This is a genomic window from Roseovarius sp. Pro17 (assembly GCF_035599575.1).
GTDB lineage: Bacteria > Pseudomonadota > Alphaproteobacteria > Rhodobacterales > Rhodobacteraceae > Roseovarius.
In genome coordinates, this window is record NZ_CP141179.1 from 178,786 (window position 1) to 194,049 (window position 15,264).

The 15,264-nt window shown below is 63.1% G+C and carries 15 protein-coding genes; 9 read left to right on the forward strand and 6 right to left on the reverse strand.

The annotated features are described in order from the left end of the window. Position 1: 1 nt before the first annotated feature. The 3 genes from sseA to smpB form a co-directional block, all read right to left on the reverse strand. Complete coding sequence (gene sseA, locus U3654_RS00850; RefSeq protein ID WP_324753482.1) at positions 2–859, reverse strand: 3-mercaptopyruvate sulfurtransferase; 858 nt, start codon at positions 857–859, stop codon at positions 2–4. Positions 860–934: 75 nt separating this feature from the next. Continuing rightward, positions 935–1,195, reverse strand: coding sequence for a hypothetical protein (locus U3654_RS00855; RefSeq protein ID WP_324753483.1), 261 nt, complete (start codon positions 1,193–1,195; stop codon positions 935–937). Continuing rightward, complete coding sequence (gene smpB / locus U3654_RS00860; RefSeq protein ID WP_324753484.1) at positions 1,195–1,671, reverse strand: SsrA-binding protein SmpB; 477 nt, start codon at positions 1,669–1,671, stop codon at positions 1,195–1,197. Before smpB ends, U3654_RS00855 begins: the two co-directional genes overlap by 1 nt. 133 nt (positions 1,672–1,804) lie before the next feature. On the opposite strand from smpB, the gene U3654_RS00865 reads away from it, so the two are divergent. The 5 genes from U3654_RS00865 (at position 1,805) to U3654_RS00885 (ending at position 5,972) form a co-directional block, all read left to right on the forward strand. Then, the gene (locus tag U3654_RS00865; protein ID WP_324753485.1) at positions 1,805–2,146 is read left to right on the forward strand and encodes a zinc ribbon domain-containing protein YjdM; all 342 of its coding nucleotides are present in this window, start codon (positions 1,805–1,807) and stop codon (positions 2,144–2,146) included. Between the two features lie 138 nt (positions 2,147–2,284). Continuing rightward, entirely contained in the window at positions 2,285–2,905 is a 621-nt protein-coding gene (gene rpsD / locus U3654_RS00870; protein ID WP_324753486.1) for a 30S ribosomal protein S4, read from the forward strand. A 123-nt stretch (positions 2,906–3,028) separates the two neighbouring features. Then, the gene (hisC, locus tag U3654_RS00875; RefSeq protein ID WP_324753487.1) at positions 3,029–4,114 is read left to right on the forward strand and encodes a histidinol-phosphate transaminase; all 1,086 of its coding nucleotides are present in this window, start codon (positions 3,029–3,031) and stop codon (positions 4,112–4,114) included. Further along, positions 4,111–5,028, forward strand: a complete 918-nt coding sequence (locus tag U3654_RS00880) for a prephenate/arogenate dehydrogenase family protein (RefSeq protein WP_324753488.1) — start codon at positions 4,111–4,113, stop codon at positions 5,026–5,028. Before hisC ends, U3654_RS00880 begins: the two co-directional genes overlap by 4 nt. Before the next feature lie 14 nt (positions 5,029–5,042). After that, positions 5,043–5,972 (forward strand): extensin family protein, encoded by a 930-nt coding sequence (locus U3654_RS00885; RefSeq protein ID WP_324753489.1) that lies wholly within the window; start codon positions 5,043–5,045, stop codon positions 5,970–5,972. 3 nt (positions 5,973–5,975) lie between these two features. On the opposite strand, the gene U3654_RS00890 is transcribed toward U3654_RS00885, so the two are convergent. Next, positions 5,976–6,992 (reverse strand): DUF2125 domain-containing protein, encoded by a 1,017-nt coding sequence (locus U3654_RS00890; RefSeq protein ID WP_324753490.1) that lies wholly within the window; start codon positions 6,990–6,992, stop codon positions 5,976–5,978. A gap of 179 nt (positions 6,993–7,171) precedes the next feature. Between U3654_RS00890 and U3654_RS00895 the strand changes: the two genes are divergently transcribed. The 3 genes from U3654_RS00895 (at position 7,172) to U3654_RS00905 (ending at position 10,904) form a co-directional block, all read left to right on the forward strand. Continuing rightward, on the forward strand, positions 7,172–7,702 hold the full coding sequence (locus U3654_RS00895; protein ID WP_324753491.1) for a gamma-glutamylcyclotransferase: 531 nt from the start codon (positions 7,172–7,174) through the stop codon (positions 7,700–7,702). 67 nt (positions 7,703–7,769) lie between these two features. Further along, a complete protein-coding gene (locus U3654_RS00900) occupies positions 7,770–9,002 on the forward strand; it encodes a biopolymer transporter ExbB (protein ID WP_324753492.1) in 1,233 nt (410 codons plus the stop codon). A 3-nt stretch (positions 9,003–9,005) separates the two neighbouring features. Then, positions 9,006–10,904 (forward strand): peptidoglycan -binding protein, encoded by a 1,899-nt coding sequence (locus U3654_RS00905; RefSeq protein ID WP_324753493.1) that lies wholly within the window; start codon positions 9,006–9,008, stop codon positions 10,902–10,904. Between the two features lie 235 nt (positions 10,905–11,139). Here the strand turns inward: U3654_RS00905 and clpA are convergent, their stop codons facing one another. Both clpA and gloB read right to left on the reverse strand, forming a co-directional pair. Beyond that, a complete protein-coding gene (clpA, locus tag U3654_RS00910) occupies positions 11,140–13,464 on the reverse strand; it encodes an ATP-dependent Clp protease ATP-binding subunit ClpA (protein ID WP_324753494.1) in 2,325 nt (774 codons plus the stop codon). Positions 13,465–13,620: 156 nt separating this feature from the next. Then, entirely contained in the window at positions 13,621–14,388 is a 768-nt protein-coding gene (gene gloB / locus U3654_RS00915) for a hydroxyacylglutathione hydrolase (protein ID WP_324753495.1), read from the reverse strand. 98 nt (positions 14,389–14,486) lie between these two features. Here gloB and U3654_RS00920 point away from each other — a divergent pair, with 98 nt between their 5' ends. Continuing rightward, positions 14,487–15,233 (forward strand): class I SAM-dependent methyltransferase, encoded by a 747-nt coding sequence (locus tag U3654_RS00920; RefSeq protein WP_324753496.1) that lies wholly within the window; start codon positions 14,487–14,489, stop codon positions 15,231–15,233. Positions 15,234–15,264 lie beyond the last annotated feature (31 nt).

Sequence of the window (15,264 nt, forward strand, 5' to 3'; positions counted from 1 at the left end):
ATCAAGCCTCGCCAGTGGCCACCGGAACGGTGGGAAACGCGCCCCACTCGGCCCACGAGCCGTCATAAAGCGCATTGTCCATATGACCGATACGCGCCAGCGCCAGATTGATGACCGCCGCCGTGATGCCGGAACCGCAGGTGGTGATGACCGGCTTTGTAAGGTCGGCCCCCGCAGAATCGAACACAGCGCGCAGCGCTTCGGTACCCTTCATCGTGCCGTCCGCGTTTAGCAGATCGGTATAAGGCACATTGTGCGCGCCGGGGATATGGCCTGCGCGCAGCCCCTCGCGCGGCTCGGGGGCCTCGCCGCGAAACCGCTCTGCAGCGCGGGCGTCCAGAATGGTGTGATCGCCCAGCTTGGACGCGGCCGAGACTTGAGTGACGTCCTTGACCATATGGTTCTGGCGCCGCACCGTCATGTGGCGGTCGCGCACGATGGGGGGCATATCCTCAATCGGGCGGCCCTCTTCCTGCCATTTCGGCAGGCCACCATCCAGCACGGCGATATCGCCTTGGCCCATCAGGCGGAACAGCCACCAGACGCGCGCGGCGGAAAACAGGCCATGCGTGTCGTAAACCACCACCTGATGCCCGTCGCCGACGCCCATGGCGCGCAAGCGCGACATGAATTTCTCGGTCGTGGGCGCCATATGCGGCAAGTCCGAGCGGTGATCGCTGATATCGTCGATGTCAAAGAACCGCGCGCCGGGGATATGCGTCATCTCGTATTCCGCGCGCGCATCGCGCCCGGTGCCGGGCAAGAAGGTGGTTGCGTCCAGAATGCGCAGGTCCGGATCTTTCAGATGCGCGCCAAGCCACTCAGTCGAGACCAGAATTCTCGGATCGTCCTCAGCCATTTTCGCCCCCTATCTCGCTACTCATTCTGATTATAACCGCCCCGGCCCGGTGGCAAGGGCGGCGGCAAGGGTGCCTTAGCGCACCAGGCGCGCCCAGAGCATGATCGCAACCGACACCAGAGCGCCGCCGCCAATCGCGCCTGCCGCCAGGTGCCACAGCAACAGTGGCCCGGCCTGTTCGCCCGGACCTATCATCGCCAGCACCCACCACGCGCCCGCACCGCCAAGGATACCCAACAGCGTTGTGATCCAAATGCCGGGCGCGCGCCGCCGCATCGCCCTGCGTGCGCAGACCGCCCCCACCGCGCCCGAAAACATGGCGACAAGCAGCTCCATCAGCGGTTGTCCTTTAACAAGCGCTGCTTTTGACGGCCCCAGTCGCGCTTGGCTTCGCTTTCGCGCTTGTCGTGGTTCTTCTTGCCCTTGGCGATGCCGATCTTCAGCTTGGCCAAACCGCGATGGTTAAAATAGAGGACCAGCGGGACCAGCGTCATGCCCTTGCGCTGCGTATCGGACCACAGCCGCGCCATCTCGCGGCGCGACACCAGCAGCTTGCGTCGACGCTTTTCATCATGGCCGAATGTCTTGGCCTGCTTGTAGGGGGCGATGTAGCTGTTCACCAGAAACAGCTCACCATCCTCGACGCTTGCATAGCTCTCGGCGATATTCGCGCCGCCTTCGCGTAGCGATTTCACCTCGGACCCCTCAAGGATGATACCGCATTCGATATCGTCCTCGATGGCATAATCATACCGCGCGCGCCGGTTTTCGGCGACCACCTTGTAATTCTTGTTCTCATCAGTTTTTGCCATAGAGGCGATCTAATCACGCCCCGCGCCCAAGTCCAGCCAAAGGCGCGAGGCGCTCGCTTTCTTCTTGCTGTGAATGTCGCCGCAGCCGATCCGCTTCTGGTCATCGTGGCGGCACACGGATATAGACCCCGGCATGAATGACACCCTGCCTCCATGCCCCGAATGTGCGTCTGCCTACACCTATCAGGTCGACGCGCTGCTGATCTGTCCTGAATGCGCTCATGAATGGTCACCGGATGCGCAGTCCGACGATGCCGCCGAGGTGCGCGACAGTGTGGGCAACGTTCTGGCAGACGGCGATACGGTGACGGTGATCAAGGATCTGAAGGTCAAGGGATCGTCGTCGGTGGTCAAGGTCGGGACCAAGGTTCGCGGTATCCGGCTGGTCGACGGCGATCACGATATCGACTGCAAGGTGCCGGGGATCGGCCAGATGGGCCTGAAATCCCAGTTCGTCAAGAAGGTGTCCGAATAGCCTTGCTGCCGTAGTTGACTCTGCCCCAGACCCGGATATAAGCGCGGCTTCATTGGTGTTGGTGGCCCCCGCAAGGGGATGCCTGTCGGGAGCAATCCAAAGGACAACGCCCTTCGCACTCTAAGAAGGAGATCAGCCGTGACCAAACGCACGTCTGCCAAGTACAAACTAGACCGCCGCATGGGCGAAAACATTTGGGGTCGCCCCAAATCACCCGTCAATCGCCGTGAATACGGCCCCGGCCAGCACGGTCAGCGCCGCAAGGCCAAGATTTCTGACTTTGGTCTGCAGCTGCGCGCCAAGCAGAAGCTCAAGGGCTATTACGGCGACCTGACCGAAAAGCAGTTCAAGCGCGTCTACATCGAGGCCGCCCGCGTCAAGGGTGACACCGGCGAGAACCTGATCGGCCTGCTCGAGCGTCGCCTTGATGCCGTCGTTTACCGTGCCAAGTTCGTGCCGACCGTATTCGCCGCCCGCCAGTTCGTGAACCATGGCCACGTCAAGGTGAACGGCAAGCGCGTCAACATCCCCTCCTACCGCGTGAAAGAGGGTGACGTGATCGAGGTCCGCGACCAGTCCAAGCAGTTGGCCGTCCTTCTCGAGGCCGTTCAACTGGCCGAACGTGACGTACCTGACTACATCGACGCCGATCACTCGAAAATGACCGCGACCTTCGTGCGCACACCCGGCCTCAGCGACGTGCCTTATGCCGTCGTGATGGAGCCGAACTTGGTCATCGAATTCTACGCGCAGAACTAAAGCTACGTTCTGCACATATGCCACAGGGTAGGGGCCGCGTCGGGAAACCGGGGCGGCCTTTTCCATTCGCGCTGGTCAAGACCCGGCACCGTGGATAAAACGGGCAATGTTGGAGGGGGCCGCATGAGCAATATCACACCGCAGCCGGGTATTCTGGACATCACGCTCTATCAGGGCGGGGACGCGCATGTGCCGGGTGTCGCCAACGCGGTCAAGCTTAGCTCGAACGAGAATCCCTTTGGTCCCAGCGACGCTGCCAAGGAGGCGTTTCGCAAGGCATCCTATCATCTGCACCGCTATCCGTCCTCGGACCACGCATCGCTGCGCTATGCTATCGCCGAGGTTCACGGGCTTGACGCTGAGCGTGTCATATGCGGCGCGGGCAGCGATGAAATCATTGCCTTTCTGTGTCAAGCTTACGCGGGGCCCGGCGACGAGGTGATCCATACCGAGCACGGATTTGGCATGTATCGCATCAGCACGCTGGCCAATGGTGCGACCCCCGTCGAAGTGCGCGAGCGCGAGCGCGTGACGGATGTCGATGCGATCCTCGCCGCCTGCAACGCGGCGACGAAGCTGGTCTTTATCGCCAATCCGAACAATCCCACCGGCACGATGATCGGCGAGGGCGAGATCGCGCGCCTCGCCGCTGGTCTGCCGGGTCATGTGTTGCTGGTGCTGGACGGCGCCTATGCCGAGTATGTCGAGGGTTATGATGGCGGCGCCGCATTGGTCGAGGCGCGCCAGAATGTCGTGATGACGCGCACCTTTTCCAAACTATACGGGCTGGGCGGTCTGCGCGTCGGCTGGGGCTATGGCCCCGAACACGTGATGAACGTGCTCGCCCGTGTGCGCGGCCCCTTCAATCTTAGCTCTGCCGCACTTGCCGCCGCCGAAGCTGCGGTGCGTGACACCGAATGGGCCACGAAATGCCGCCAGGGCAACACCCGGTGGCGCGCCTGGATGGCCGAGGCGCTGGCCGAGCATGGCGTGCCGTCCGATACGTCGCTGGCCAATTTTATCCTCGCGCGCTTTGCCTCTCAGGCCGAGGCCGAGGCCTGCGACAATCATCTGAAATCCGAGGGCCTGATCGTACGTCGCGTGGCGGGCTACAACCTGCCCAATTGCCTGCGCATTACTGTCGGGGATGAGGCCAGCTGCCGCCGCGTCGCGCATGCAGTGGGTCAATTCATGGCAACGGCCCGATGAGCGTGATCTATGATCGCGTCGCGTTGATTGGCCTTGGACTGATTGCTGGGTCAATGTCTCTGGCGATCCGCCGTGCGGGCCTTGCGGGCGAGGTCGTGGGATATGCGCGCTCAGCCGAGACGCGGGATATCGCGCGTGAGATCGGGCTGTGCGATCGCATCTGCGACAGTGCCGCCGAGGCGGTGGAGGGCGCCGATCTGGTCGTTCTGTGCGTGCCGGTCGGCGTCATGGGCGCTGTCGCAGAGGAAATCGCACCCGGCCTCAAGCCCGGCGCGACGGTCAGCGATGTCGGCTCGGTCAAGCGTGCGGTGATCGAAGCGGTTGCGCCACATCTGCCTGAAAATGTGCATTTCGTCCCCGCGCATCCACTCGCGGGCACCGAACATTCGGGACCGCGCTCTGGCTTTGCCGAATTGTTCGACAATCGCTGGTGCCTGATCGTGCCGCCGGAGGGTGCAGATCGCGCCGCCGTCGAGCGGTTGGAGGCGCTTTGGCAGGGGATGGGTGCGCTGACCGATGAGATGGATGCGGACCATCACGATCTGGTGCTGGCTGTGACCAGCCACACGCCGCACCTCATTGCCTACACGATGGTGGGCGTTGCCGACGATCTGCGCCGCGTGACCGATAGCGAAGTCATCAAATACTCCGCCGCTGGTTTCCGCGACTTTACCCGCATCGCCGCCAGCGATCCGACCATGTGGCGCGACGTTTTCCTGAACAATCGCGAGGCGACGCTGGAAATTCTGGGGCGCTTCACCGAAGAGTTGTTTGCGCTGCAACGGGCAATACGCACCGGTGACGGCGATCATCTGCACGAATATTTCACGCGCACCCGCGCGATTCGGCGCGGCATCATTGAGGCGGGGCAGGACACCGACGCGCCCGATTTCGGCAGGGCGCGAGGCAGATGAGGCGGGCCGTGATCATGGCTGCTCTCGTCGCCGCCGCGAGCGCCGCAGTCGCAGGCGCGCCCGAAACCTCGATGCGCCCGGTTGCACGGCCAGACACTGCTCAGACGCCCACCGCAGTCCAGACGCCCACCGCAATTCAGCAGACCGTCAGCGAACCGGCCCAAATGACGCGCCCCGTCTCGCGTCCAGCGGGCCTGCCGCGCCGGGAAGAGTCGCCCGTTAAGATGCAGGACCGCCCCGTCGCCGAAAGGTTCAGCCCGTCGGGTCGCGACCGCTTGGGCGACCGTCCCGAACGTATCCAAACGCCCGCCCCAAAGACTATTAAGCAGGAGCGCGGCGGCATTCTAGCCTCGCTGCGCCCGCTCTTGCGCCCCTTGGGCGTGCGGCGCGAGGCCGCCAAGCGCAAGGAAATGCGCGCCCGCGGTGCCGTCTGCGGCGATCCGGCCATCCAGGGCGAGGCCATCGGTCGCGTGCCGGGTCGGATCAAGGGCTGCGGCGTGGACGGCGCGGTCAAGGTGCGCAGCATAAACGGCGTGTCGCTGAGCCAGCATGCGGTCATGGACTGCCGCACGGCCGGCGCGATAAAGTCATGGATTGCCAAGGGGATGAAGCCCGCCGTCGGTGGATATGGCGGCGGTGTTGCGCAGCTACGGGTGGCCGCGCATTACGCCTGCCGTAGCCGCAATAACCAGAAGGGCGCCAAGATTTCCGAACACGGAAAGGGCCACGCCATCGACATAGCCGGATTTCAATTGCGCGATGGGCGCACTATCACGGTTCTCTCGGATTGGGGCGGGGGGCAAAAAGGGCGCATTCTTGACCAGATGCATCGGTCAGCTTGTGGACCGTTCGGCACGGTTTTGGGACCGAATTCCGACAAGTTTCACCAAGATCATTTCCACTTTGATACCGCGCGCTATCGCAGCGGCAGTTATTGCAGGTAAGGCTCAGCGCAGGCGCATCACCGGCGCGGCGGCGATGGGCAATGGGCCCAGCCAGACGCGCCCGCCCTCGAGTTCCAGCGTTATCTCCACAGTCTTGTCGCTGTCCGATGCATTTGCCAGCAGCGATAGTGCCCTCTCGGCTGCTGCCGCTGCGTCCGGCGTCAGCGCGCCTGCGCCCTCAGCAAGCTGTAGAATGTCGCGCCAGTTTCGCGCCTTGATCGTTATGGCCCCATCGGGAGTGCCGAATGCGTCCACGTCCAGAATACCCGACGCCTCCAGCGTCATGGTCCCCCAATTGGCCGCCATGCGCGTGACGTCCACGCGCGTCGGTTGGGGGCGGGCCTCTTCGATGGCGTAGCGATCCCACGGCGCGGTAAAATCGACGGTGATATCCGCGCTGAGCGTGTCGATCACGCGCGGCAGAGTGCTCGCGACGTCGAGTTGCGCCAGCAGCGGCGCAGGCGGGGCTGCCCCCTCGGCGGCGAGGCCCAGATGGTAGCGTGGATCGTCGGTGTCGGGTGCATCCTCGCCACGCTCTGCAGCCAGCCTGAGCGACGTGGCCGAGAACGCGCCCGTGCCAGCCTCGGGCGTCAGCGTCAGCCCCTCAGCGGTCAGCGTTGATCGCTTGGGGGCCAGTGCGGTGCTGGCCTCGACCACAAGGGATGCGCGCATGTCGGTGCTGCTCAGCACATAGGCGCCGCTGGGGGTAACGATGCGCTGCTCATGTGGCCAGACCGCGATCACGTGGTTCGGCATATAGCTGAGCGTCATCAGCTGAAGGAACGGCGCCTGCCAGCCCATCCCTGACGCCGGATCGGCCAGTTGCAGATCAGTGAGCGTGGTATCGAACCGATTGGGAAAGCCCTGCACCGATAGCTCCGAATAGTCGGCCACCCACCCCTCGGTGCGGCGCGCATCGAACCATGTGGCAATGCCGGATTTCAACGCGCTGGACCCGATGAACCAGTATCCGGCCCAAGCCACCGCCGCCGTGATGACGATTGCCAGCAGTATCCGCATAAATGGCCCCCTTTTGCGCGCCCGTGCATTCGTGTTTATAGAGTGTTTCGAGAAGAAGCCCATGGCGGCGTCTTCTCAAAATGTAGCGCGACGGGCATATATTACGCAGTGTTTCTGAATGCCCAAGTGCTAGGGAAGTTCAGAAACGCTTTGGGCGAAATCGGGAGGGGAACGGCGAAATGACGATGTGGGTGTTCGGCTATGGATCGCTGGTGTGGAATCCCGGCTTTGAGGTGGCGAGCCAGCAGATCGCGACACTGCCGGACTATGCGCGCAGCTTTTGCATGCGCTCGATCCACCATCGCGGCACCGAAAAAGAGCCGGGGCTGGTGCTGGCCCTTGACGAGGCGCACGGCGCGCAGTGCCAAGGCGTCGCGCTGGCCGTCGGCGAGGGGCAGGAGGCTGAGACGCTGGAGTATCTGCGCGCACGCGAGCTGATATCGTCGGCTTACCTCGAACGGGATCTGGATCTGCGTCTTGAGGATGGCCGCGTTGTGCGCGCCGTGACCTATGTGATCGACCCTTATCACGTGCAATATTGCGGCGCACTGCCCCTTGAGGAACAGGCGCGCATCATTGCCCGCGCCGTCGGCGACCGGGGGGCGAACACCGAATATCTCTACAACACCGCGTCGCACCTGACCGACCTTGGCATCGCAGATTCCGACCTTGAATGGCTAGCGGCGCGTGTGCGGGGGCTGTGCGCTTAACGGCTTGGCTTGAGGGCGCGATCCGCGTAGGGTGCGCCCAAGTAAAACCAGTGTCGGGAGCGTCCGCATGGACCAGCCGGACCGCGAGGTCGAGCCGAATTTTTCTGAACCTTGGCGCCAGATCGTCATCATGTTTCTGGTGCTGGTGCTGGCGGCGTTGGGCGCGTTCATGGCGCTGCCGCGCGTGCTACCGGTGTTCGAGGCCAATCCCTATCTGAATGGATTTATCGGGTTTGTTTTCCTGATCGGCGTCGTTGCCTGCTTTTGGCAGGTGTTCCAGCTGATCGGATCGGTGCGCTGGCTTGAGAGTTTTGCAGGCGACGTGCCGGGCCACGAGATGACCAAGCCGCCGCTGCTGCTGGCACCTCTTGCGACGCTGCTGCGCCAGCGGGGCAAGCGGATGCAAATCTCGCAATCCTCGGCCCGCTCAATGCAGGATATGGTCGCGCAGCGCATCGACGAAGCGCGCGAGATCACGCGCTATATCGTCAACGTGTTGATATTTCTCGGCCTTCTCGGCACATTTTATGGCCTTGCCACGACCGTTCCGGCACTGGTCGAGACCATTCGCGGTCTCGCCCCGCGAGAGGGCGAAGCTGGCGTCGAGGTGTTCACCCGTCTGATGACGGGCCTGCAATCGCAGTTGGGCGGGATGGGCGTCGCTTTTGCCTCGTCTCTGTTGGGCCTTGCTGGATCGCTGATCGTCGGCCTGCTCGAACTGTTCGCGGGGCACGGACAGAACCGGTTCTATCGCGAGCTTGAGGAATGGATGTCGACCATCACGCGCGTCGGGTTCGCTGGAACCGATAGCGAGGGTAGCGCCGAGCAGGCGCTGCTGACTGGCATCATTGACCAGATGAGCGAGCAGATGGAATCGCTGCAGTTGATGCTAACGCAATCGGACATCACCCGCGCCGCATCAGATGAGCAGGTGGCAGGGCTGGCCGCTGCCGTCGCTCGCCTTGCCGATGGCACGGATGACGCTGGTACTCACGCGGCGCTAGGCCGGGTTGCCGACGGACAAGAGCGCTTGATCGAAGCGTTGAGCGCGCGCGAGACACCATCGCAAGAGACGGTCCTTGACGCCGAAAGCCGCATGCGTCTGCGCTCGATCGACGTCCAGATGTTGCGCATCCTCGAGGAAATCAGCGCCGGCAGACAAGAAAGCATGAGCGAGTTGCGCACCGATCTGGCCGGGCTGCGCGCGGCGTTGCAAGGCACGAGTACGGCCCGGCGCAGCTATCGCGATGCGCCCGGCATCAGTTCGGGCTTCGGCGATCCCCCGGAGCAGGAGGGCTAGATCATGGCCCTGTCGCGCCGCACCGGGCAACGTTTTCAGGCCTCGATCTGGCCGGGTTTCGTAGACGCGATGACCGGCCTTTTGCTGGTGCTGATGTTCGTGCTGACGATATTCATGGTTGTGCAATTCGCCCTGCGCGAGACGATCACCGGTCAGGCAACCGAGCTGGATACGCTATCCGCCGAGGTGGCCGCGCTGTCGCGTGCGCTGGGTCTTGAGCAGGACCGCAGCGCCACATTGGGGGAACGGGTCGGTGCGCTGACCACCACCTTGGGGGATGCCCGCCAACGCCAGGAGGAGCAGACAGCCCTGATCGCGTCGCTGACCGCACGCAACGAGGCGGCAGATGCCCGCATCGCCAGTTTTGAACAGCAGGTCGCAGGCCTTCTGGCGCAACGAGACACCGCGTTGGGGCAGGTCGACGACCTAGAGGCCGCCCGTGATACGCTGGTATCCGACAAGGAAGCGTTGCAATTGGCCATCGCAAGTCTGCGCGATGAGGTCAACGCCGAGGCCGAAGCAGCCCGCCTCGCCGCCGCGCAGCGCGACGCGTTGGAGGCGCTGGCCGCCGATCTGCGCGCCGAGGCGGGCGAGACAGAAACGCAGCTGAGTGACGCCGAGGCTGCGCGCCTCGCTCAGGCTGCCGCCGCCAAGGCATTGCGCGACAAGCTAAAGAACTCGCAGGCCGAACTGACCGCCATGACCCTCGCGCTGGAAGAACAGCGCCGCCGCGCCGAAGAGACGCTGACCCTGCTGGCCGCCGCCCGCAAGGGTAGCACAGACTTGGAAGCCGAACTGGCCGCCGCCCTCGCCGCGCGCCGCGACGAGGGAGCAGAGGTCGCCTCGCTGTCCGCTGACCTAGATGCTGCGCGCACCCGCACAGCCGAGCTGGAGGCGCAGTTGGCTGCAGACGGGCTGGCGGGCGATGCGCGGCTGGAGGCACTGCGCGCGGAGGTGGCAGAGCGCGCCGATGCTGCGCAGGCGGCCAACGCGCGTGTGGCGGCATTGGAGGCCGAGTTGGCCGCGCTGAAGGCCGATCAGCAGCTTTCCCAAGAGGACGTGCGCGCGAAACTCGCCGCTGCCCTCGCTGCCCAGCTGGCCGCCGAAGAGGAGGCCGGCACCCAGATGAGCGCCGCCGAAGAGCGCGCGGCCCTTCTGAGTGAAGCGCGAAAGACCCTGACCACGCAAAAGGCCAAGACCGAAAAGGCCGAGCGCGAACAGGAACTGCTGAACCAGCAGGTCGCGGCGCTACGTGATCAACTGGGGCAATTGCAGGCGCTTTTGGACGACTCAAAGGTGCGCGAGGCGGCGAGCGATGTGCAAGTCCAGTCACTGGGCCAGGACTTGAACGCGGCGCTCGCCCGCGTCGCATCTGAGGAAAAGCGCCGCCGCGAGGCCGAAGAGGAAAAGCGCAAGCTGTTGGAGGCGGAAAAGCAGGATTTAGAGAAATACCGCTCGGAGTTCTTTGGCCGTCTGCGCGACGTGCTGGGCAATCAGGAAGGAATTCGGATCGAGGGCGATCGTTTCGTATTCTCCTCCGAGGTGCTGTTCGCGGTGGGGCAGGCGACACTGTCGAACTCCGGCAAGAACGAGATCGCCAAGGTGGCCGAGATCCTGCGAAATGTAGCAAGCGACATCCCCGAGGGGATCGAGTGGATCATCCGCGTCGACGGGCATACGGATAACGTGCCGATCAGGGGCGGGGCCGATTTCGCTGACAACTGGGAGCTTAGTCAGGCGCGTGCGCTGTCTGTCGTGCGCTACATGATCGACTTTCTGGGCCTGCCGCCGGACAGACTGGCGGCAAACGGGTTTGGACAGTATCAGCCCATCGCCCCCGGAAGCAGCGCCGAGGCGCGGGCCCAAAATCGCCGGATCGAGTTGAAATTTACCGAAAAGTAGTGGGACCAGAAAATTCGGCGAATTTTGTCGGCACACGGGCGGGCGATCAGTTTGCAATCATCCGCTACGCGGTGCTGTCGATCAAATCGCACGCTGCGCGAGAGGGTAGGGCAAAACCGGTGCCTTTTGAGCCTGACATAGCTAAGCGCCATGCACGTGCGATCCTACGCAGCGGGCCGGTCCACCGTTGCGGCGCCAGCCAAGATGGCCAGCGCCGCTAGGGGTGTGATGCGCGTCAGCCAGCCGTCAGTAGCGGTGGTTTGCCGCCACTCAGACGAGGTGCATCAGGGCCCGATATCTGCAAGTCGATCTTGCCGTCCTTGACGCCCACCTTGACGACGCCGCCCTTGGTCAGCTTGCCAAAGAGAAGCTCTTCGGCCAGCGGCTTCTTGATATACTCCTGAATGACGCGGGCGAGCGGGCGCGCGCCCATCTTGTCGTCGTAGCCCTTGTTGGCCAGCCATTCGGCGGCAGGCTCCGTCAGTTCGATGGTGACATTGCGGTCCATCAACTGCGCTTCCAACTGCAGCACGAACTTCTCAACCACCTGCATGATCACCTCCTTGGGCAGCGCGCCGAAAGAAATGACGGCATCGAGGCGGTTGCGGAATTCGGGCGTGAACGCCCGCTCGATGGCTGCGATATCCTCTCCATCGCGGCGGTCGCGGCCAAAGCCGATGGCAGATTTCGCCAGTTCGGATGCACCCGCGTTTGAGGTCATGATCAGCACCACGTTGCGGAAATCGACCGCGCGACCATTGTGATCGGTCAACGTGCCGTGGTCCATCACCTGAAGCAGGATGTTGAACACATCAGGGTGCGCCTTTTCAATCTCATCCAGCAGCAATACGCAGTGGGGATGCTGATCGACGCCGTCGGTGAGCAGCCCGCCCTGATCAAAGCCGACATAACCCGGAGGTGCGCCGATGAGGCGGGAGATCGCATGTTTCTCCATGTACTCGGACATGTCAAAGCGGATCAGCTCGACGCCCAATGTGTCGGCCAGCTGTTTTGCCACCTCGGTTTTGCCCACGCCAGTGGGGCCGGCAAAGAGGTAGTTGCCGATCGGTTTTTCAGGTTCGCGCAGACCTGCGCGGGCCAGCTTGATCGCGGAACTCAGCGCGTCGATGGCGGCATCCTGACCGAACACCACCCGCTTGAGCGATTTTTCCAGATCGCGCAGCACCGCCGCGTCATCCTTGGATACGCTCTTGGGTGGGATACGGGCGATCTTGGCCACGACGGCCTCGATTTCCTTGACGCCGATGCTCTTGCGGCGCTTAGAGGCGATGACCAGATGCTGGGCCGCACCCGCCTCGTCGATTACGTCGATGGCCTTGTCCGGCAGCTTGCGGTCGTTAATATAACGCGAGGCCAGATCGACGGCGGTTTTGATCGCGTCGTTGGTGTATTTGACGCTGTGATGCTCCTCGAAGTAAGGCTTGAGGCCCTTGAGGATCTTGACCGTATCCTCGACCGACGGCTCGGCCACGTCGATTTTCTGGAACCGGCGGGCCAGCGCGCGGTCCTTTTCGAAATGCTGGCGGAACTCTTTGTAAGTGGTGCTACCCATGCAGCGCAGTTTGCCGCCCTGAAGTGCGGGCTTCAGCAGGTTTGATGCATCCATCGCCCCGCCCGAGGTGGCCCCGGCGCCGATCACGGTATGGATTTCGTCGATAAAGAGAACCGCGTCGGGGTGGTTTTCCAGTTCGGTCACGACGGCCTTCAGGCGCTCTTCAAAATCGCCGCGATAGCGTGTTCCGGCCAGCAACGCGCCCATGTCGAGCGAGAAGATCGTCGTTTTCGACAGGATCTCGGGGGTCTGACCCTGCACGATCTTGAACGCCAGTCCTTCGGCGATGGCGGTCTTGCCAACGCCGGGATCGCCCACGAGCAGTGGGTTGTTCTTGCGACGGCGGCACAGCACCTGGATGCAACGCTCGACCTCGTCGGCGCGCCCGATCAGCGGATCGACATCGCCGGTGCGCGATTTCTCGTTCAGGTCGACGCAATATTTGGCCAGAGCGGATTCACCCGGCTCGACCGCGCCCGGTTCCTGACCGACGCTTTGGGTGTCTTCCTCGGCACCCTGAACAGGGCGCGCCTCGCCAAAGGCGGGATCCTTGGCCACACCATGAGCGATGTAATTGACCGCGTCGTAGCGCGTCATGTCCTGCTCTTGCAGGAAATAGGCGGCGTTACTCTCGCGCTCGGCAAAGATGGCGACCAGCACGTTGGCGCCGGTCACTTCGGTGCGTCCCGACGATTGCACATGGATCGCGGCGCGCTGGATCACGCGCTGGAACGCGGCGGTCGGAACCGCCTCGGAGCCTTCGATGTCGGTGACGAGGTTCGAGAGCTCATCGTCGATGAACTCAACGAGAGTTGTGCGCAACTCCTCGGTTTCGACATTGCACGCGTTCAGCACGCGGTTCGCGTCAGGCTCGTCCACGAGGGCGAGGAGCAGATGTTCGAGTGTGGCGAATTCGTGCTGGCGTGCGTTTGCCAGCGCCAAAGCGGCGTGAATTGCCTGTTCCAGTGTGGTCGAGAATGAGGGCACGGCTGGTGCTCCTTCCTGTCTGGTGCGGCGGTATGCCGGTTACCTTGGCCTGATAACCTTAAAGTTTGGTCGATAACGGCGCGGCTTCAAGGCTTTTTTCGTGCCAGCCCTACACTTTCTTGTAAGTGGGACCGGCAGCCACTGCAAAATAACGCCTCAAAAGCGGTCCTTGCGCGCACGGATTTCGGCAAAGACTGCGGCGTCGGATGCGTCCTGCATACCCAGATGTGCCCTGATGGCGGGATCTGCGGCGCGCAGGAACGGATTGGTGGCCAATTCATCGGCCAACGTTGAGGGAACGGTGGCGCGGCCCTGATTGCGGGCCGCGTTGATTGCGTCTGAACGGGATATAAGCGCGGAATTGCCGGGGTCAACGGTTAGCGCGAATTTCGCATTGGCGCTGGCGTATTCGTGGCCGGAATAGACGATTGTTTCGGGCGGCAAGCCCATGAGTTTGCTAAGTGATGTCCACATCTGCGCTGGCGTGCCCTCGAACAGGCGCCCACACCCCAGCGCCATCAGGCTGTCGGCCGTAAAGACTGCGTGACTGGCCGGGAAATGCACGGCGATGTGGCCGATTGTATGTCCGCTGACGTCGATCACCTCACCGATCTGGTCGCCAATGATGATGCTGTCGCCCTCTTCTACGGTGGCATCCAGCGATGGCAGGCGGTGTGCGTCTGCTTTCGCGCCGATGACCTTTGCGGGGTGAACGGCCAGCAGGTCGGCCAGCCCTTGCGAGTGGTCTGCATGGTGGTGCGTCAGCAACACATGAGTGAGCGTCCAACCCTTTTGTGCCAGCGCGTCGATGATCGGTTCTGTCTCGGGCACATCGACGCAAAGGGTCGCGCCGCTGGCCGCGTCATGCGCGAGAAACGCGTAATTGTCGGTCAAACAGGGTATGGTTACGATCTCGAATGACATCTGCGGGCCTCCTATAGTGCTGGATCAGGCGCTTGGGTGTTTTCCCAGCCCGCCTCATAAGCTAGAGTCCAGCCTGACGGATCAAGGGCGCCACTGCAATGCATCTCGATGTGCAGGAGTTACGGAATTTCTACTATCGCAGCACGCTGGGCCGGGCTGTGCAAAAAACCGTGCGCAATGAGATCGCTGAGGCTTGGCCAGAAGCCAAGGGGCAGACGGTGGTCGGCTTCGGCTTTGCCGTGCCATTCCTGCGTCCCTATCTGGCGGACGCGCGGCGCGTCATCGCCCTGATGCCGGGGCCTCAGGGGGTCATCGCGTGGCCGCAGAAAATGCCGAACATCTCGGTTCTGTGCGAGGAAACCAAATGGCCGCTGGAAACCGGCTATGTCGACAAATTGCTGGTCATGCACGGTCTGGAGGCAAGCGAACGGCCCGCCGCGCTGCTGAATGAATGCTGGCGAGTGCTGGGGCCGGGGGGATCGGCGCTGTTCGTCGTGCCGAACCGCGCGGGGCTGTGGTCGCGCAGCGATCGCACGCCTTTCGGGTCGGGGCGGCCCTATTCGCAGACCCAGCTTGAGGCGCTGCTGAAATCGCACAGCTTCCTGCCCGAGCGCCATATGACCACGCTCTATCAGCCGCCCAGCACACGGCGTTTCTGGCGCCAGACCGCCGGCATGTGGGAGCGTTTGGGAGGCAACCTGTCGATGATCGCCTCGGGCGGCGTGCTGATTGTCGAGGCAACCAAGCGCATTCAGGCGCCGCGCGGACCGGGCCTGCGCAACGCGGTGCGCAAGCCGCTGGAGGCGCTTAGCCCCACGCCCAAACCTGTGGCGGGTCAAGCATAGAAAAGCCGGGTGCATGGCCCAGCGCCTTACG